The organism is Providencia rustigianii (assembly GCF_900637755.1).
In the GTDB taxonomy this organism is placed as follows: Bacteria; Pseudomonadota; Gammaproteobacteria; order Enterobacterales; family Enterobacteriaceae; genus Providencia; species Providencia rustigianii.
Genome location: NZ_LR134396.1, coordinates 3719995 through 3739676, shown reverse-complemented (window position 1 = coordinate 3739676; position 19682 = coordinate 3719995). Strand labels below are relative to the sequence as shown.

The following is a 19682-nucleotide window of genomic DNA, read 5'->3' as shown; positions in this document are numbered from 1 at the left end:
ATGTTTTTATATATAATTGATGCTTTAGCGTAATGGCCTGCAACATATTTGGTTTCTTTGTATTACATTCTGTTTCATATTTAATGAGAAGATTCCTAAAAAATCAAACAAATTTTTTCGATTAATTATATCAATAGATGAAACATTATAATTTCATTATAATGATTGGTATTACCTATGTAGGTAAGGCTAACGAAAGGAAAAAGACAGATGAATATTCGTGATCTGGAGTATCTAGTTGCACTCGCAGAGCATAAGCATTTTCGACGCGCTGCGGATTCTTGCCACGTAAGTCAACCTACATTAAGTGGACAGATTCGTAAGCTAGAAGAAGAATTAGGGGTGATGCTTTTAGAGCGAACAAGCCGAAAAGTTCTATTTACTCAGCAAGGTTTATTGCTGGTAGAGCAGGCCCGAACAATTCTAAGAGAAATAAAATTATTGCAAGAAATGGCTGCGTTGCAGGGCGAAAGTATGTCGGGGCCATTGCATATTGGACTTATTCCAACGGTTGCACCTTATTTATTGCCGCATATTATTCCTGAACTACATCGTGTCCATCCAAAACTCGAAATTTATTTACATGAAGCTCAAACCCAGCAGTTACTTGCTCAATTAGATAGCGGGAAATTAGACTGTGCGATTTTAGCTGATGTAAAAGAAACGGAACCATTCATTGCAGTTCCATTATTTGAAGAGCCGATGAAGCTTGCAATCTATGAGAATCATCCATGGCATGATCGTGATACGGTTGAAATGAGCGAGCTTGCGGGTGAGAAGTTATTGATGTTAGAAGATGGGCATTGTCTACGTGACCAAGCAATGGGGTTTTGTTTCCAAGCAGGGGCGAAGGAAGATACCCACTTTAGAGCTACCAGCTTAGAAACCCTGAGAAATATGGTCGCTGCAGGTAGTGGGATTACATTATTACCTGATTTGGCGGTACCACATGAAGCTTGTCGTGATGGGGTATGTTACTTGAACTGTATTGAACCAGAACCAAAACGTAGGATTGTTTTAGTTTATCGCCCAGGTTCCCCACTTCGCGGTCGCTATGAGCAGCTTGCTGAAACTATTTATAATTCAATGGATAATTATTATAAAAACAAAAAGTAAGCATTTAGTAAATAGAGAGTAATTAAAGAAGAAAAATCGAAGAGTGATTGCTGGAGCCTATTGAGTGCACCAGACAATCACTTGAGAAATTAAAATAGTCGATTGAGACCATTTAATGCGGCAACGCGGAAGGCTTCTGCCATAGTTGGGTAATTAAATGTGGTATTGATAAAGTACTCGATGGTATTACCTTCACCTTTCTGTTCCATGATAGCTTGACCGATATGAATAATTTCAGCCGCCCTCTCACCAAAACAGTGAATACCTAGAATCTGAAGCGTTTCTCTGTGGAAGAGGATCTTCAAACTACCCACATTCATTCCTGCAATCTGTGCGCGTGCTAAATGTTTAAATTGAGCACGACCCACTTCATACGGTATTTTCATCGCTGTCAATTCTTGTTCTGTTTTACCAACAGAGCTGATTTCAGGGATGGTATAAATACCGGTCGGAATATTTTCAACTAAATGGGCATTACCTAAACCAGAAGTGATTGCTCGAGCTGCAATACGTCCTTGGTCATAAGCTGCAGAGGCTAGACTTGGGTAACCAATAACATCACCTACTGCGTAAATATGCTCATTACTGGTACGATACGCATGGTCAACTTTTACTAAGCCCCGACCATCAGCATCAATACCTACATTTGCTAATCCAATATTATCGGTATTACCAGTACGTCCGTTGGCAAATAGCAGGCAATCCGCTTTAACTTTTTTACCTGATTTCAGGTGAACAATGACTCCATCATCTAAGCCTTCAATCTTTTCATATTCTTCATTATGGCGAATAACTACGCCGCTATTCCAAAAATGGTAAGACAGTGCATCTGACATTTCCTGATCAAGGAATGCCAATAAATGATCTCGGGTATTGATTAAATCAACTTTGACGCCTAATCCTCGAAATATAGATGCGTATTCGCAACCGATCACACCAGCACCGTAGATAATGACATGGCGAGGTTCATGTGACAGGTTAAGAATTGTATCACTGTTATAAATTCGGGAATGGGTAAAGTCGACATCTGAAGGGCAATAAGGGCGGGAGCCTGTGGCGATAATAATTTTATCAGCACTCAGTACATCACAACTTCCATCAGCATAGCGAACACTAACATGCTGATCATCAACAAACGTTGCTTCACCAGAAAACATCTGGCAACCATTGCGTTCATAGAAGCCTTCACGCATGCGTGTTTGCTGACTAATAACGGTTTCGGCATGTTTGAGAATTTCAGAAAATGAGGAGCGTAAACTGCGGGAATTATCACTATAAAGTGGGTTTTGGTTGAATTCGATAATTCTACTGACAGCATGACGAAGGGCTTTAGAGGGAATGGTTCCCCAGTGGGTACAGCCACCGCCGACACTGTTATAACGTTCTATAACAGCAACGTTTTTTCCTTGTTTGACCAGCCCCATAGCGGCACCTTCACCACCAGGACCTGAACCAATGACAATTGCATCAAAATGGGTATGTTGCATGAGGTAAGACCTGTTTTAATTCTAGGGACGTTGTGATAGTAACATTCGTTTGCCATCTTGTCTCAATTCGAAATCCTAAAGACAAATAAGTAAAGAAAGCAGATGAAAATCAAAGCGAGCAAAGTATATAAAAAGTTTATAGAAAAAAAGTCGATAAAAGACACAGCGTAGAAAAAATGAGTTGGGTGAAATTCTGAAAATAGTTAAATTGCAGATAGAGTCATTTTTTCATTGAACTAGATTAATAAATTTCAGGTATGCTTAAGGTATGGGCGCGTTGGAAAGTTATATTTTGATATATTAACGACGTTTAATTGCATAGAAATTAGGAATATCGTGAGCAACACTATTGGCGTTAGAGCAAAACAAAAAGAAAAAACTCGTCGTTCGCTGGTCGAAGCGGCATTTAGCCAATTAAGTGCAGAGCGTAGTTTTACTAGTCTCAGCTTACGTGAAGTAGCTCGTGAGGCAGGTATCGCACCAACTTCGTTTTATCGTCATTTCAAAGATGTAGATGAACTCGGGCTGACCATGGTTGATGAAAGCGGTCTGATGCTACGCCAATTAATGCGACAAGCGCGGCAGCGTATCGCAAAAGGCGGGAGTGTGATCCGTACATCAGTCTCCACTTTTATGGAGTTTATTGGTAATAACCCTAATGCGTTTAGGTTATTATTGCGTGAGCGTTCAGGAACCTCTGCTGAGTTTCGTGCTGCAGTGGCGCGAGAAATCCAGCATTTTATTGCAGAATTAGCAGATTATCTTGAACTAGAAAATCGTATGCCCCGTTATTTTACGGAAATGCAAGCCGAGGCGATGGTGACTATTGTATTTAGTGCGGGTGCTGAAGCACTGGATATTGATGAAGACAAACGTCGTCATCTCGAAGAGCGGTTGGTATTACAGCTACGAATGATAGCTAAAGGCGCTTATTACTGGTATCGCCGTGAACAAGAAAAACAGAATGAAACAGACCCTGATTTAAACAAATAATAAAGGAGACACAATGACGGACCACAAAAATTATGAAAGAAGCACATTACTATTGTCTCTAGTAGTTGGCTTATCGACTCATGGAACGTTCTCTGCGTTGTTCAACTCTTCAGTTGAATTTTCTATTTTCCCTATTATTACTTTAATTTTAGCTGTTTATTGCTTACACCAGCGTTATTTACATCATGCAATGCCGATGGGTTTGCCAAAGTTTGTCGTAGGTAGCCTTTTTTTAGGTATGTTTGGTTACGCGGCAATTTTACGAGTCCAACATCCTGAAGTGGGTTCTAATTTTATTCCTGCTACTGTTATCGTGATTATTGCACTGTGGATGTATACCAGTTGGAAAGCTCGTAAAAGAGAGCAACAGCAAATTGAATTAGAAGAAGAAACTGACCACTAATTATTCCGTGGGTTAGAAATAAAAAACACCGTATTCTCAGCTAGAATCCGGTGTTTTTTTATGGACGTGACTTAACGTCGAGTGAGTAATACACCACTTTCCATATGATGGGTGTATGGGAATTGATCAAACAGTGCCAACTTTTCAACTTTATGGGTTTTGGTTAGCTCGGCCAAATTGTCACATAGGGTTTCTGGGTTACAGGAAATATATAAAATATGGTCATATTCCTGTACTAACTGTACTGTTTTATCATCTAAACCACTACGAGGTGGATCCACAAAAATAGTATTACATTGGTAATCTGCCAAATTAATACCGTCTAACCGTCTAAATTCTCGAACACCCTTCATCGCTTGAGTAAAATCTTCAGCTGACATTCGGATGATCTGCACATTATCAATTTTATTTGCTTCAATATTGTACTGGGCGGCCAGCACTGATGGTTTGGCAATTTCAGTGGCTAAAACTTTATTAAAATTTTGAGCTAGTGCTAAAGAGAAATTTCCATTTCCACAATAGAGCTCTAGAAGATCACCCGTAGAGTTTTGAGTCGCGTTAATTGCCCACTCTAACATTTTTATATTCACCTGTGCATTAGGCTGCGTGAAGCTATTCTCTACTTGGCGGTAAATCATCTCTTTGCCATTTACAGGCAGAATTTCATCCACATAATCATGGTCTAGCATGATTTTTGTTTTTGATGCACGCCCAATAACCTGAACGTCAAAACCTTTTGCGATTAAATCAGCTTTTAATTGCTTAGCTTCAGTAATCCACTCATCCCCTAATTTTTTATGATAAAGCAGGGAAATAATCAGTTTATTACTTAGAGTCGATAAATAGTCGATCTGAAATAATTTATGACGCAATAATTCACTTTTTTTCAGTAAAGGTAAAAGTTCGACCATCATGTCGTTGATAAGCTGGCTAGCGACAGGAAAAGACTCAATTCGGATACGTTCTTTTGTCTCTTTATCAAACATAATATGGAAGAGATCATCACCATCATGCCAAATTCTAAACTCTGCACGCATGCGGTAGTGAGATTTACTAGATGAAAAAACTTCAGGTTCAGGCGCGGCATAAGGGGCCATCAAACTCTTTAGACGGTTAATTTTTTCTGCAAGTTGCAGCTCGTAATCTTCGGTGTGCAAGGTGTTTTGCATTATATGGCCCCATAAAACAGTCAATATTTACATCAGGGGCGAAATTGTAGGGCAAGTGGCGAAGATGTCCAGTTTTCATTATCGATTCATAGACACTGACAACTATTCAACTTAGGATGATTGGCTGTGGTTTTAGGGAATTTGGTGAGAGTCCAGAACTGACGCGCAACGGTAATTAAGGTATCCCCGTCATTCTTCAAGCTACATGGGTGTTGGCATCGCTCAGCTACCCTAGTCACATACTTCAGTATGCTCCTAGGGATATCTTCGCTTGCCGCCTACATGTCACTTGAATTATTTAGGGGATATAACAGGTTAAATTGTCATTTTATATATCGTTTTTACTTCATATATAGAAACTCAACTTGTCACTTTATAAGTCCGATACCTACCACGCTCCTTATCGCTTTGTTGAATATTAGCGCGAACCTTATATTCAACGTCGCGGAATCTTAATTTTATTGATTTTCCGAGTATAAAAAAATGAATAATAATAAGTCGCTACCGCTTTCGGTGGTAACTCTGACAGTGTTGTGCGGTATTTCCTCTTTGGCAAGTGCGAATTCAAACTCTTCTGATGAAATGGTGGTATCTGCCAATCGTTTCGAACAACCTCTTTCTTCTATATTAGCACCTGTTACCGTTGTGACTCGTGAAGATATTGATCATTGGCAATCAAATTCAGTGATTGATGTATTAAGGCGGTTACCGGGCGTGGACGTTGCTCAGAGTGGTGGAATGGGGCAACTAAGTTCCCTCTTTATTAGAGGAACTGAATCTCGTCATGTTTTGGTCTTGATTGATGGTGTTCGTTTAAATCAAGCGGGAATTTCTGGTTCTTCTGATATGAGCCAAATTCCGATTTCGTTGGTTCAACGTATTGAATATATTCGTGGAGCGCGATCTGCGGTCTACGGTTCGGATGCTATTGGTGGTGTTATCAATATTATTACTCGTCGTGATAACGATGGGACAACATTGAATGCGGGTATCGGTTCTTATGGATATCAAAACTATAACGGTTCAACACAGCAAAAAATTGGTGAGAATACAACGGTAACAGGGGCGGCAGCTTATACACATACAACGGGGTTTGACGTAGAGGCGAGAGGAAGTACAGGAAATTATCCCAATGGGTATTCTCAGCCAGATAAAGATGGTTTTCTTAATAAAACATTGTGGTTGGGAATTGAGCATCAATTTTCTTCGAGTGTTTCCGCATATGCGCGCGGCTATGGATATGATAACCGCACAGATTATGATGGTAGCTACAGTACAGATTATTTAAATAACATGCAGAAGTACCTTGTCGATACTCGTAAATTTTCAAGTCGTACGTATGAGACAGGCCTTAAGTATCATCAAAATAATTACTCGGCATCACTAATGGGTAGCTATAGCCATTCAAAAGATTATAACTATGACCCGAGATATGGCCAATACGGTATGTATTCGAATCTGGATGAATCTAAACAATATAACCTGCAATGGGGCAATAACTACCAATTAGACAAAGGTAATCTCAGTGCTGGTGTTGATTATCAACGCCAAAGTGTTGAGCCAGGTGGTTATACAAAGACAAGTAAGACAGAAACTATCAACAACACGGGTATCTATATTACAGGGCAATATGCATTAATAGATGCAGTGATTGCTGAGGCTGCTGTACGTGCTGACCATCATTCAGAATTTGATTGGCATACGACATGGCAATCTGGACTGAGCTGGGAATTTTATGAAGGTTATAAACTTGTTGGCTCTTATGCTACTGCCTATAAAGCACCTAATTTAGGTCAGTTATATGTAGATAACCCTGAATGGAAAATGAAAGGAAATCCAAACTTAAAACCTGAAGAAAGTCAGCAATGGGAAATTGGCTTAGAGGGCATATCAGGCCCATTGTTCTGGCAAGTGAATGCTTACCATAATGATATTGATAACTTGATAGCATATAAATCAGGCTCTCTATTTAATACGTATGAAAATATAGGTAAAGCCGAAATTAAAGGAATCGAGTGGGTTGGAGAGTTAGAGACTGGTATTTTCCATCATCAATTAACATATCAATATATAGATCCTAGAAATAAAGAAACAAATAAGGTGCTAGAACGTCGAGCTCAACAGCAAATAAAATATCAGCTCGACTGGAATGTTGAAAAACTTGATATGGGTCTAACGTATCAATACATTGGTGCCAGACATGATACGGAATATTATGATAATGGGGGCTATAAGCATTTAAAGCTTGGCGGTATTAGCCTTTGGGATATCACTGCTGCATATCCAATCACTTCACATCTCACAATTCGTGGTAAAATAGCTAATATGTTCGATAAAGACTATGAGACCGCGTATGGTTATCGCACCGCTGGAAGAGAATATTTCCTCACAGGAAGCTACAACTTCTAAGAACGACCTATCTGTTCGCCCGACCATTCTGGTGTTTGACTCTGGAGTGGGCGGGTTATCTGTCTACCGTGAAGTTAAAAAAATGCTCCCAAATGCACACTATATATATGCATTTGATAATGAAGCCTTCCCTTATGGTGAAAAAACGGAAGAGTTTATTATTGAGCGGGTTTATCAAATTGTTAATGCCGTTGCTAAAAAACATCCGCTAACAATCGCCGTCATTGCGTGTAATACAGCAAGCACGGTGAGCCTACCTAACCTCCGCGCGCACTTTACATTTCCGATTGTTGGGGTTGTTCCGGCGATTAAGCCCGCAACCAAACTAACTCGTAATGGTATCGTGGGGTTATTAGCGACAAAAGGCACTGTTAATCGAGAATACACTAAAGAGTTGATAGAGCGTTTTGCAACAGACTGCAAAGTCATTTTATTAGGCTCAGCAGAGTTAGTGCAGTTAGCCGAAAGAAAATTACATGGTGAAACGTTGCCATTAGATGAAGTTGCTCAAGCGATAAGACCGTGGATCAAAATGAAAGAAGCGCCTGATACTGTGATCCTTGGATGTACCCATTTCCCTCTTATAGTAGAAGAGCTCGAAAAAGTACTTCCAAACGGCACTCGATTTATTGATTCAGGAGCTGCCATTGCGAGAAGAACGGTTTGGCTGATCAATAATCAGGCTGAAATCGCTAATTCAAATGAAGAAGACTTTGCATATTGCATGCTAATAAATGACGCTTTACAGGAATTACGTCCAGTTTTGGAGTCTGAGGGCTTTAAATCGCTGAAAAAACTAGCTATTTAAGTCGAATTTGATGGATGTGTGACCAATCAGAAAAAAACTTTAAAAAAAGGGTTGCCAGATTTTTCTGACTCCCTATAATGCGCATCCACTGACCGGGAACAAGCCAACGCAAAGCGCGATGGACACTGAACCGGCAGCGAGAGAATCTGAAAAGATTAAGCAAAAAAATGCTTGACTCTCACTGAGGAAAGCGTAATATACGCCACCTCGCGACAACGACCTAAGTTGATAAAAACTGAGTCGATTTCCAAAAGAAATGTCGCACCGCTCTTTAACAATTTATCAGACAATCTGTGTGGGCACTCACAAGACACTATCAAAAAATATTTGATTTTAAAGTCTTGAAGAGTGACTAACACGTTAATTCATATATATGAACTAATAGGTAATTTGGTTTCTTCGGAAATCAAACGACAGTAAACATTCTTTGAGCATCAGACACTTTTAATTGAAGAGTTTGATCATGGCTCAGATTGAACGCTGGCGGCAGGCCTAACACATGCAAGTCGAGCGGTAACAGGGGAAGCTTGCTTCTCGCTGACGAGCGGCGGACGGGTGAGTAATGTATGGGGATCTGCCCGATAGAGGGGGATAACTACTGGAAACGGTAGCTAATACCGCATAATCTCTCAGGAGCAAAGCAGGGGAACTTCGGTCCTTGCGCTATCGGATGAACCCATATGGGATTAGCTAGTTGGTGGGGTAATGGCTCACCAAGGCGACGATCCCTAGCTGGTCTGAGAGGATGATCAGCCACACTGGGACTGAGACACGGCCCAGACTCCTACGGGAGGCAGCAGTGGGGAATATTGCACAATGGGCGCAAGCCTGATGCAGCCATGCCGCGTGTATGAAGAAGGCCTTAGGGTTGTAAAGTACTTTCAGTTGGGAGGAAGGCGTTGATGCTAATATCATCAACGATTGACGTTACCAACAGAAGAAGCACCGGCTAACTCCGTGCCAGCAGCCGCGGTAATACGGAGGGTGCAAGCGTTAATCGGAATTACTGGGCGTAAAGCGCACGCAGGCGGTTGATTAAGTTAGATGTGAAATCCCCGGGCTTAACCTGGGAATGGCATCTAAGACTGGTCAGCTAGAGTCTTGTAGAGGGGGGTAGAATTCCATGTGTAGCGGTGAAATGCGTAGAGATGTGGAGGAATACCGGTGGCGAAGGCGGCCCCCTGGACAAAGACTGACGCTCAGGTGCGAAAGCGTGGGGAGCAAACAGGATTAGATACCCTGGTAGTCCACGCTGTAAACGATGTCGATTTGGAGGTTGTTCCCTTGAGGAGTGGCTTCCGGAGCTAACGCGTTAAATCGACCGCCTGGGGAGTACGGCCGCAAGGTTAAAACTCAAATGAATTGACGGGGGCCCGCACAAGCGGTGGAGCATGTGGTTTAATTCGATGCAACGCGAAGAACCTTACCTACTCTTGACATCCAGAGAATTTAGCAGAGATGCTTTAGTGCCTTCGGGAACTCTGAGACAGGTGCTGCATGGCTGTCGTCAGCTCGTGTTGTGAAATGTTGGGTTAAGTCCCGCAACGAGCGCAACCCTTATCCTTTGTTGCCAGCACGTAATGGTGGGAACTCAAAGGAGACTGCCGGTGATAAACCGGAGGAAGGTGGGGATGACGTCAAGTCATCATGGCCCTTACGAGTAGGGCTACACACGTGCTACAATGGCGTATACAAAGAGAAGCGACCTCGCGAGAGCAAGCGGAACTCATAAAGTACGTCGTAGTCCGGATTGGAGTCTGCAACTCGACTCCATGAAGTCGGAATCGCTAGTAATCGTAGATCAGAATGCTACGGTGAATACGTTCCCGGGCCTTGTACACACCGCCCGTCACACCATGGGAGTGGGTTGCAAAAGAAGTAGGTAGCTTAACCTTCGGGAGGGCGCTTACCACTTTGTGATTCATGACTGGGGTGAAGTCGTAACAAGGTAACCGTAGGGGAACCTGCGGTTGGATCACCTCCTTACCATTGAAGTGTTTTTGTGAAGTGCTCACACAGATTGTCTGATAGAAAGTAGAGCAATAGGCTATACGTGGGAGAGCTATTCGAAAGAGTGGGTCTTACACGAGATATGCAACAAAGCAATTTGTGCAGTATTTCGTGTCCCCTTCGTCTAGAGGCCTAGGACACCGCCCTTTCACGGCGGTAACAGGGGTTCGAATCCCCTAGGGGACGCCAATTGCGCCGATATCGAGTGAAAGACGATGTCCCCAATAATGATTAAGCCAATTACGATGTAGTTGGTTTAACAATTATGCTCTTTAACAATCTGGAACAAGCTGAAAATTGAAAACAACGCACATTGTTTTGCTTAAACAATGTGAGAGTCTCTCAAAAAATCTCAACTTGAACGTGTTTTTCAAACACACAAGCGAGTGGCATGAGCGAGCAGTGTGAAATTCAAGGCGGACAGCGTGCAGCAAGCGCAGCGTACATAAGTACGTGAGCATTGCGAACCCTGCCCAACGAAGAACTTCACCACGCACAGCCATGACGTTTCGTGTCGTCTGATAAGAAGACACCTTCGGGTTGTGAGGTTAAGCGACTAAGCGTACACGGTGGATGCCTAGGCAATCAGAGGCGATGAAGGACGTGCTAATCTGCGAAAAGCGTCGGTAAGGTGATATGAACCGTTATAACCGACGATATCCGAATGGGGAAACCCAGTGCAATCCGTTGCACTATCGTTTGATGAATACATAGTCAAACGAAGCGAACCGAGGGAACTGAAACATCTCAGTACCTCGAGGAAAAGAAATCAACCGAGATTCCCCTAGTAGCGGCGAGCGAACGGGGAACAGCCCAGAGTCTTAATCAGCATTAGCATCAGGAGAACGGTCTGGAAAGGCCGGCAGTATAGGGTGATAGCCCCGTATCCGAAGGTGTTAGTGTTGTGAACTCGACGAGTAGGGCGGGACACGTGTTATCCTGTCTGAATATGGGGGGACCATCCTCCAAGGCTAAATACTCCTGATTGACCGATAGTGAACCAGTACCGTGAGGGAAAGGCGAAAAGAACCCCGGCGAGGGGAGTGAAATAGAACCTGAAACCGTGTACGTACAAGCAGTGGGAGCCTTGATTTATCAGGGTGACTGCGTACCTTTTGTATAATGGGTCAGCGACTTATATTCTGTAGCAAGGTTAACCGTATAGGGGAGCCGTAGGGAAACCGAGTCTTAACTGGGCGAATGAGTTGCAGGGTATAGACCCGAAACCCGGTGATCTAGCCATGGGCAGGTTGAAGGTTGGGTAACACTAACTGGAGGACCGAACCGACTAATGTTGAAAAATTAGCGGATGACTTGTGGCTGGGGGTGAAAGGCCAATCAAACCGGGAGATAGCTGGTTCTCCCCGAAAGCTATTTAGGTAGCGCCTCGTGAACTCATCTTCGGGGGTAGAGCACTGTTTCGACTAGGGGGTCATCCCGACTTACCAACTCGATGCAAACTACGAATACCGAAGAATGTTATCACGGGAGACACACGGCGGGTGCTAACGTTCGTCGTGAAGAGGGAAACAACCCAGACCGCCAGCTAAGGTCCCAAAGTCATGGTTAAGTGGGAAACGAAGTGGGAAGGCTCAGACAGCCAGGATGTTGGCTTAGAAGCAGCCATCATTTAAAGAAAGCGTAATAGCTCACTGGTCGAGTCGGCCTGCGCGGAAGATGTAACGGGGCTAAACCATGCACCGAAGCTGCGGCAGCGATATGTAAATATTGTTGGGTAGGGGAGCGTTCTGTAAGCCTGCGAAGGTGTGCTGTGAGGCATGCTGGAGGTATCAGAAGTGCGAATGCTGACATAAGTAACGATAATGCGGGTGAAAAACCCGCACGCCGGAAGACCAAGGGTTCCTGTCCAACGTTAATCGGGGCAGGGTGAGTCGACCCCTAAGGCGAGGCAGAAATGCGTAGTCGATGGGCAACGGGTTAATATTCCCGTACTGGTGATAATTGCGATGGGGGGACGGAGAAGGCTAGGCTGGCCGGGCGACGGTTGTCCCGGTTTAAGGATGTAGGTGGGTGAATTAGGCAAATCCGGTTCACTATACACTGAGGTCTGATGACGAGTCACTACGGTGGCGAAGTAGCTCATGCCCCGCTTCCAGGAAAAGCCTCTAAGCTCTAGATTATCATTAATCGTACCCCAAACCGACACAGGTGGTCAGGTAGAGAATACTCAGGCGCTTGAGAGAACTCGGGTGAAGGAACTAGGCAAAATGGTGCCGTAACTTCGGGAGAAGGCACGCTGGCATTAGGTGAAGTCCCTTGCGGATGGAGCTGAAGCCAGTCGAAGATACCAGCTGGCTGCAACTGTTTATTAAAAACACAGCACTGTGCAAACACGAAAGTGGACGTATACGGTGTGACGCCTGCCCGGTGCTGGAAGGTTAATTGATGGGGTTATCCGTAAGGAGAAGCTCTTGATCGAAGCCCCAGTAAACGGCGGCCGTAACTATAACGGTCCTAAGGTAGCGAAATTCCTTGTCGGGTAAGTTCCGACCTGCACGAATGGCGTAATGATGGCCAGGCTGTCTCCACCCGAGACTCAGTGAAATTGAACTCGCTGTGAAGATGCAGTGTACCCGCGGCAAGACGGAAAGACCCCGTGAACCTTTACTATAGCTTGACACTGAACATTGAGCCTTGATGTGTAGGATAGGTGGGAGGCTTTGAAGCGTGGACGCCAGTCTGCGTGGAGCCAACCTTGAAATACCACCCTTTAATGTTTGATGTTCTAACGTGGCCCCATTATCTGGGGTGCGGACAGTGTCTGGTGGGTAGTTTGACTGGGGCGGTCTCCTCCCAAAGAGTAACGGAGGAGCACGAAGGTTGGCTAAGCATGGTCGGACATCATGCGGTTAGTGCAAAGGCATAAGCCAGCTTGACTGCGAGAGTGACAGCTCGAGCAGGTACGAAAGTAGGTCTTAGTGATCCGGTGGTTCTGAATGGAAGGGCCATCGCTCAACGGATAAAAGGTACTCCGGGGATAACAGGCTGATACCGCCCAAGAGTTCATATCGACGGCGGTGTTTGGCACCTCGATGTCGGCTCATCACATCCTGGGGCTGAAGTAGGTCCCAAGGGTACGGCTGTTCGCCGTTTAAAGTGGTACGCGAGCTGGGTTTAGAACGTCGTGAGACAGTTCGGTCCCTATCTGCCGTGGGCGTTGGAAGATTGAAAGGGGCTGCTCCTAGTACGAGAGGACCGGAGTGGACGCACCACTGGTGTTCGGGTTGTCATGCCAATGGCATTGCCCGGTAGCTAAGTGCGGAAGAGATAACCGCTGAAAGCATCTAAGCGGGAAACTTGCCTTGAGATGAGTCTTCCCTGACCCTTTAAGGGTCCTAAAGGAACGTTTAAGACTAAGACGTTGATAGGTTGGGTGTGTAAGCGTAGCGATACGTTGAGCTAACCAATACTAATGAACCGTGAGGCTTAACCTGACAACACCGAAGGTGTTTTAGAGAGATAAAGTTGATTTTCAATAGCGAGTGAGAAGCCGAAAGGTGAAGGACACAGCAGCTTGTTCAGGATTGATATTCTGGTTTAAGGATAAAAGACTTAAACGGGAATAAACAGAATTTGTCTGGCGGCAATAGCGCGGTGGTCCCACCTGACCCCATGCCGAACTCAGAAGTGAAACGCCGTAGCGCCGATGGTAGTGTGGGGTCTCCCCATGTGAGAGTAGGGAACTGCCAGACATTAAATTTTAAAGGTTGTGTCAGTACTGACTGACCGCACCATATTTGCTGATATGGCTCAGTTGGTAGAGCACACCCTTGGTAAGGGTGAGGTCCCCAGTTCGAATCTGGGTATCAGCACCAGAAGTATAAAAATTTAAAAGAATTTACCTAGCGGCAATAGCGCGGTGGTCCCACCTGACCCCATGCCGAACTCAGAAGTGAAACGCCGTAGCGCCGATGGTAGTGTGGGGTCTCCCCATGTGAGAGTAGGGAACTGCTAGGTTTTAAATATAAGAAGCCACCCATAAGGGTGGCTTTTTGCTATCTACGATTTATAATTTATTTAATGCTAATAAATTTTCCCCTAGCCTCATTATTTCTACATACATGCTATTCACTGCTAGGTCTGGCTGATAGACTTATCACATCTTAGATCCTATTTGTACTGAAGGCTGCAATGAACCTGACCTCCGAACTTAAAACATTTAATAGTTTTGCTATTGATGCAAAAGCACTGTCTGTACATATTGTGCAGAGTGTCGATGACCTATATGAGCGATGGACTCAGGCAAAGAATGATAAATTACCAGTCTTATTATTAGGTGGTGGTAGTAATGTCCTATTTGTCGAAGACTTTGATGGTATGGTCATTATTAATAGAATTAAAGGTATTGAAATAAGTGAGTCACAAGATGCTTGGCATGTTCATGCTCAAGCAGGGGAGAACTGGCATCAGCTGATTGAAACTTTATTGAATAAAGGTATATATGGTGCTGAGAATTTAGCGCTGATTCCTGGTTGCGTGGGTTCTGCACCGATACAAAATATTGGAGCTTATGGCTTAGAGTTAAAAGATATCTGTGAATATGTGGATATTCTTTCCCTTATTACTGGAAAAATCACTCGAATTCTCGCTAATGAATGTCGATTTGGTTACCGAGATAGCATCTTTAAGCATGAATACCAGCATTCTCATGTAATTGTTAGTGTTGGTTTGATCTTTTCTAAAGAATGGGCTCCCAAGTTAGCTTATGGGGATTTATCCAAATTAGATCCGGCGGTAGCCACCCCGCGACAAGTATTTGAATCCGTCTGTGAAACTCGTAAAAGTAAATTACCTGATCCGAATGTTGTTGGAAATGCGGGTAGCTTTTTTAAAAATCCATTGGTATCTACAGCATTGGCTCAGAAAATTAAAGATAATTATCCTAATTGTCCTCAGTATATTCAGCCTGATGGCACAGTAAAGCTTGCTGCAGGTTGGTTAATAGACCAATGTGGACTGAAAGGTCATCAGCTAGGAGGTGCTGCTGTACATACTCAGCAAGCGCTAGTACTAATTAATAAGTATGGTGCTACCGGGCAAGATATCGTTGATCTGGCAAAATTTATTAGTCAAACAGTTGCGGCACGATTTAATATTTATCTAGAGCCTGAAGTCCGATTCATTGGTAAACAAGGTGAGGTAAATGCGATGGATTATATGAAATGAGAGAAACAAGTATTCCCTTACAGGTCATTGATATCTTAGCAGATGGAAAAATTCATTCAGGTGAGCAGCTTGGTGAACGGTTAGGAATGACGCGTGCAGCGATCAATAAGCATATTAAAACATTACGTTCCTGGGGTTTAGATATACAAACGGTTACTGGCAAAGGCTATCAAGTTCCTAATAAAATTAATTTATTGAATAAATCAGATATAGAAAAATATGTAGATGCTGTAAAGATTATTGTTGAGCCAGTGATTGATTCTACAAATCAATATATGTTGGAGCGTATACCTAATTTGAATTCGGGAGATACATGTCTGGCAGAATACCAAAGTGCTGGCAGGGGACGTAGAGGACGACAATGGATATCACCATTCGGATGTAATCTTTATTTATCGACTTACTGGAGGCTAGAACAAGGCCCAGCGGCTGCGATCGGCTTGAGTTTAGTGGTCGGTATTGTTATAGCTGAGACACTTAATAAGGTATGTGGCAATAAAGTAAAAGTAAAATGGCCGAATGACCTGTATATGAATGATAAAAAACTTGCAGGCATTTTGGTTGAATTAACCGGTAAGACAGGTGATGCTGCACATATTATTATTGGTATTGGTATTAATATCGGAATGAATGAAAATATACTTCAAAAAGAAAAGCCAATTAATCAAGCATGGTCATCTTTAACTGATGAAGTTGAGAATATTGAAAGAAATAAGTTAGCTGGAAATATTATTAACGCATTAAGGCAATCGCTACTTTTATTTGAAAAAGAAGGTTTGAAACCGTTTTTGGCAAAATGGTTTGATCTAGATAATTTCTTAGGGAGAAGCGTTAAGTTATTGATTGGTAATGACGTTATAACCGGAATAGAAAAAGGTATTAATGAGCAGGGCGCACTGCTGTTACAAAAAGAGAATGGTGAAATAATTCCTTATATTGGTGGTGAAATATCATTAAGAGGAAATGAAAAATAAAAAATAGGCCGGGTAATTCCGGCCTTATTAATTATTTTCGTAAACGAACATTTTGAATAGAATGATTTTTACCTTTAGTCATAATTAAACTAGCTCTTTCTTTAGTAGGTAAAATATTCTCTTCAAGGTTTAGGCCATTAATTTCATCCCAAATAGAGCTTGCTATATTAATAGCTTCTTCTTCACTTAGTTTAGAATAATTATGGAAGTAAGAATCAGGATCAGAAAATGCACCTTGCCTAAATTTTAAAAAGCGCCCGATATACCACTCTTTCAATAATTGTGGATCTGCATCGACATAAATAGAAAAATCTACAAAGTCAGAGACAAAAACATGGTGAGGATCTTGCGGATAATCCATGTCACTTTGTAGTACATTTAATCCTTCAAGAATTAAAATATCTGGTTGATCAACTATTTGTTGTTGGTCAGGCACAATATCGTAGGTCAAATGTGAATAAACTGGAGCTGCTACATTGCGAGCCCCTGATTTTATCTGTGAAACAAAGTTAACAAGTTTTCTCATATCGTAAGATTGTGGGAAACCTTTTTTCTTCATGATATTCCTATCCCGCAATACTTGGTTGGGATGCAGAAAACCATCAGTAGTCACTAAATCGACTTTTCTGTGTTCAGGCCAACGGGTTAATAATGCTTGTAGCAAACGTGCTGTTGTACTTTTACCTACCGCAACACTGCCTGCAATACCGATAATATAAGGAACTTTAGCTTCATTTGTCCCTAAAAATTGTTCTAGAACGGCTTGGCGACGTAAATTAGAGCTTATATAAAAATTAAGTAAGCGAGATAGAGGTAGATAAATTTCAATGACATCGTCCATTGAGAGCTCTTCATTAATTCCCTTTAATTCAAAAAGCTCACTAGATGATAGCGTCAGAGGAACCGAATCACGTAATGTGGCCCAATGCTCTCTATCAAATTCTAAGTATGGTGTAGTGATAAAATTTTCTTTCTGTTTCATAAACCAACATCTGCCTATTGTGTGCAGGTTGGACAGGTTGCCTAAACATCCGTATCCATAAAATTTGATAGCATCATAGCGATTGAGGAAGTGGAGGCGTAGGATTTTTTATGTTTTATGTGAATTTTTTTTGACGTATACGAGAAAAATAGCATTGATTGTTCGAAAAACATACTAGTAAAAAGTAAGACCAAATCATAATGGTGAATAAAAAATCTGTATTTAAGTAAGATGAGGTCAATAAGTGTTCTTTACTCGCTAGATCATAATGGATTATAGTTAATGAATGCTGCTGATGTTTTAATCTTAAAGTAGTTATAAAAACAGCAAAAATGCGAAAAGCGAATAAAATATGAGCAAACGAACAAAAAAATAAATTTTTTTGTTGCAACCTGCGCTCACTCTTCCTAGAATGCGCAGCACTTGATGCCGGCATAGCTCAGTTGGTAGAGCAACTGACTTGTAATCAGTAGGTCCCGAGTTCGACTCTTGGTGCCGGCACCATTAAAAATTTGGATAGGTGGGATACCCAAGCGGCCAAAGGGAGCAGACTGTAAATCTGCCGTCACAGACTTCGAAGGTTCGAATCCTTCTCCCACCACCATCTCCAACAAGCTTTAATAAGCTTTGAGGAAACCCAGTTTAACAGCTGATAACTCAGGTAGCCGAGTTCATTGCGGGCATCGTATAATGGCTATTACCTCAGCCTTCCAAGCTGATGATGCGGGTTCGATTCCCGCTGCCCGCTCCAAGATGTGCTGATATAGCTCAGTTGGTAGAGCACACCCTTGGTAAGGGTGAGGTCGGCAGTTCGAATCTGCCTATCAGCACCACTTCCCCTATGTTCTCAATTATCTCCTGATGTTTCTTCTGTTCTCCTGTTAAGAATACAAGCGAATTTATGCTTGGTTGATGTGGTTTAACCACCGATTCCGTGTCTTAGAGGGACAATCTAATGTCTAAAGAAAAATTTGAACGTTCAAAACCGCACGTTAACGTTGGTACAATCGGCCACGTTGACCACGGTAAAACTACTCTGACAGCAGCTATCACTACTGTTCTGGCAAAAACTTACGGCGGTAACGCTCGTGCATTCGATCAAATCGATAACGCACCAGAAGAAAAAGCGCGTGGTATCACCATCTCTACTTCTCACGTAGAATATGATACTCCTACTCGCCACTACGCACACGTAGACTGCCCAGGACACGCCGATTATGTTAAAAACATGATCACTGGTGCTGCTCAGATGGACGGTGCAATCCTGGTTGTTGCTGCGACTGATGGCCCAATGCCACAAACTCGTGAGCACATCCTGTTAGGTCGCCAAGTAGGTGTTCCTTACATCATCGTTTTCCTGAACAAATGTGACATGGTTGACGACGAAGAACTGTTAGAATTAGTTGAAATGGAAGTTCGTGAACTTCTGTCTCAGTACGATTTCCCAGGCGACGACACTCCAGTTGTTCGTGGTTCAGCACTGAAAGCGCTGGAAGGTATCCCTGAGTGGGAAGCGAAAATTGTTGAATTAGCCGGTTACCTGGACAGCTACATCCCAGAACCAGAGCGCGCAATTGACCGCCCATTCCTGCTGCCAATCGAAGACGTATTCTCAATCTCTGGTCGTGGTACAGTAGTAACAGGCCGTGTTGAGCGTGGTATCGTTAAAGTTGGTGAAGAAGTTGAAATCGTTGGTATCCAAGACACAGTTAAAACAACGTGTACTGGCGTTGAAATGTTCCGTAAACTGCTTGACGAAGGTCGTGCTGGTGAGAACGTTGGTGTTTTACTGCGTGGTACTAAGCGTGAAGAAATTCAACGTGGTCAAGTACTGGCTAAACCAGGTTCAATCAAGCCACACACTACTTTTGAATCAGAAGTTTATATTCTGAGCAAAGATGAAGGTGGTCGTCATACTCCATTCTTCAAAGGCTACCGTCCACAGTTCTACTTCCGTACAACTGACGTAACCGGTACTATCGAACTGCCAGAAGGCGTAGAGATGGTAATGCCAGGCGACAACATCAACATGATCGTGACACTGATTCACCCAATCGCGATGGATGATGGTTTACGTTTCGCAATCCGTGAAGGTGGTCGTACTGTAGGTGCGGGTGTTGTTGCAAAAATCATTGCATAATACC

General features: G+C 42.9%; 11 protein-coding genes, 6 tRNA genes and 4 rRNA genes. 18 read left to right on the top strand and 3 right to left on the bottom strand.

Annotated elements, in window-relative coordinates; all coding sequences use genetic code 11:
* Positions 1–210 precede the first annotated feature (210 nt).
* Positions 211–1116: a DNA-binding transcriptional regulator OxyR gene (gene oxyR, locus EL244_RS17295; protein ID WP_006816243.1), complete on the top strand. Its 906-nt coding sequence runs from the start codon at positions 211–213 to the stop codon at positions 1114–1116.
* A gap of 89 nt (positions 1117–1205) precedes the next feature.
* On the opposite strand, the gene sthA is transcribed toward oxyR, so the two are convergent.
* Positions 1206–2603: a Si-specific NAD(P)(+) transhydrogenase gene (sthA, locus tag EL244_RS17290; RefSeq protein WP_006816242.1), complete on the bottom strand. Its 1398-nt coding sequence runs from the start codon at positions 2601–2603 to the stop codon at positions 1206–1208.
* Between the two features lie 336 nt (positions 2604–2939).
* Here sthA and fabR point away from each other — a divergent pair, with 336 nt between their 5' ends.
* Entirely contained in the window at positions 2940–3596 is a 657-nt protein-coding gene (gene fabR / locus EL244_RS17285) for an HTH-type transcriptional repressor FabR (protein ID WP_006816241.1), read from the top strand.
* 13 nt (positions 3597–3609) lie between these two features.
* Complete coding sequence (locus EL244_RS17280; protein WP_126462521.1) at positions 3610–3999, top strand: YijD family membrane protein; 390 nt, start codon at positions 3610–3612, stop codon at positions 3997–3999.
* Positions 4000–4070: 71 nt separating this feature from the next.
* On the opposite strand, the gene trmA is transcribed toward EL244_RS17280, so the two are convergent.
* Positions 4071–5168, bottom strand: coding sequence for a tRNA (uridine(54)-C5)-methyltransferase TrmA (trmA, locus tag EL244_RS17275; RefSeq protein WP_126462518.1), 1098 nt, complete (start codon positions 5166–5168; stop codon positions 4071–4073).
* Between the two features lie 483 nt (positions 5169–5651).
* Here trmA and btuB point away from each other — a divergent pair, with 483 nt between their 5' ends.
* From btuB to birA, 10 genes are all read left to right on the top strand, one after another.
* Positions 5652–7577, top strand: a complete 1926-nt coding sequence (gene btuB, locus EL244_RS17270) for a TonB-dependent vitamin B12 receptor BtuB (protein ID WP_126462515.1) — start codon at positions 5652–5654, stop codon at positions 7575–7577.
* Entirely contained in the window at positions 7522–8385 is an 864-nt protein-coding gene (gene murI / locus EL244_RS17265) for a glutamate racemase (protein WP_126462512.1), read from the top strand. Before btuB ends, murI begins: the two co-directional genes overlap by 56 nt.
* Before the next feature lie 445 nt (positions 8386–8830).
* Positions 8831–10371, top strand: a 16S ribosomal RNA gene (locus EL244_RS17260).
* A 137-nt stretch (positions 10372–10508) separates the two neighbouring features.
* Positions 10509–10584: transfer RNA gene (locus tag EL244_RS17255), tRNA-Glu, on the top strand.
* 357 nt (positions 10585–10941) lie between these two features.
* Positions 10942–13850, top strand: a 23S ribosomal RNA gene (locus EL244_RS17250).
* Between the two features lie 142 nt (positions 13851–13992).
* Positions 13993–14108: ribosomal RNA gene (gene rrf, locus EL244_RS17245) — 5S ribosomal RNA — on the top strand.
* A 47-nt stretch (positions 14109–14155) separates the two neighbouring features.
* Positions 14156–14231: transfer RNA gene (locus tag EL244_RS17240), tRNA-Thr, on the top strand.
* Positions 14232–14257: 26 nt separating this feature from the next.
* Positions 14258–14373 (top strand): 5S ribosomal RNA (gene rrf / locus EL244_RS17235).
* The 16S, 23S and 5S rRNA genes sit together here with 2 tRNA genes alongside, the layout of an rRNA operon.
* 174 nt (positions 14374–14547) lie before the next feature.
* The gene (gene murB, locus EL244_RS17230; RefSeq protein WP_126462509.1) at positions 14548–15582 is read left to right on the top strand and encodes a UDP-N-acetylmuramate dehydrogenase; all 1035 of its coding nucleotides are present in this window, start codon (positions 14548–14550) and stop codon (positions 15580–15582) included.
* Positions 15579–16556, top strand: coding sequence for a bifunctional biotin--[acetyl-CoA-carboxylase] ligase/biotin operon repressor BirA (gene birA, locus EL244_RS17225; RefSeq protein ID WP_126462506.1), 978 nt, complete (start codon positions 15579–15581; stop codon positions 16554–16556). The genes murB and birA overlap by 4 nt, the downstream gene beginning before the upstream one ends.
* A gap of 31 nt (positions 16557–16587) precedes the next feature.
* Here birA and coaA read toward each other — a convergent pair whose 3' ends face one another.
* Positions 16588–17538 (bottom strand): type I pantothenate kinase, encoded by a 951-nt coding sequence (gene coaA, locus EL244_RS17220; protein ID WP_006816341.1) that lies wholly within the window; start codon positions 17536–17538, stop codon positions 16588–16590.
* A 428-nt stretch (positions 17539–17966) separates the two neighbouring features.
* Between coaA and EL244_RS17210 the strand changes: the two genes are divergently transcribed.
* The 5 genes from EL244_RS17210 (at position 17967) to tuf (ending at position 19678) form a co-directional block, all read left to right on the top strand.
* Positions 17967–18042 (top strand) — tRNA-Thr (locus EL244_RS17210).
* 15 nt (positions 18043–18057) lie between these two features.
* A tRNA-Tyr gene (locus EL244_RS17205) sits at positions 18058–18142 on the top strand.
* Between the two features lie 72 nt (positions 18143–18214).
* A tRNA-Gly gene (locus EL244_RS17200) sits at positions 18215–18289 on the top strand.
* A 6-nt stretch (positions 18290–18295) separates the two neighbouring features.
* A tRNA-Thr gene (locus tag EL244_RS17195) sits at positions 18296–18371 on the top strand.
* 122 nt (positions 18372–18493) lie between these two features.
* On the top strand, positions 18494–19678 hold the full coding sequence (gene tuf / locus EL244_RS17190) for an elongation factor Tu (protein ID WP_112836004.1): 1185 nt from the start codon (positions 18494–18496) through the stop codon (positions 19676–19678).
* Positions 19679–19682 lie beyond the last annotated feature (4 nt).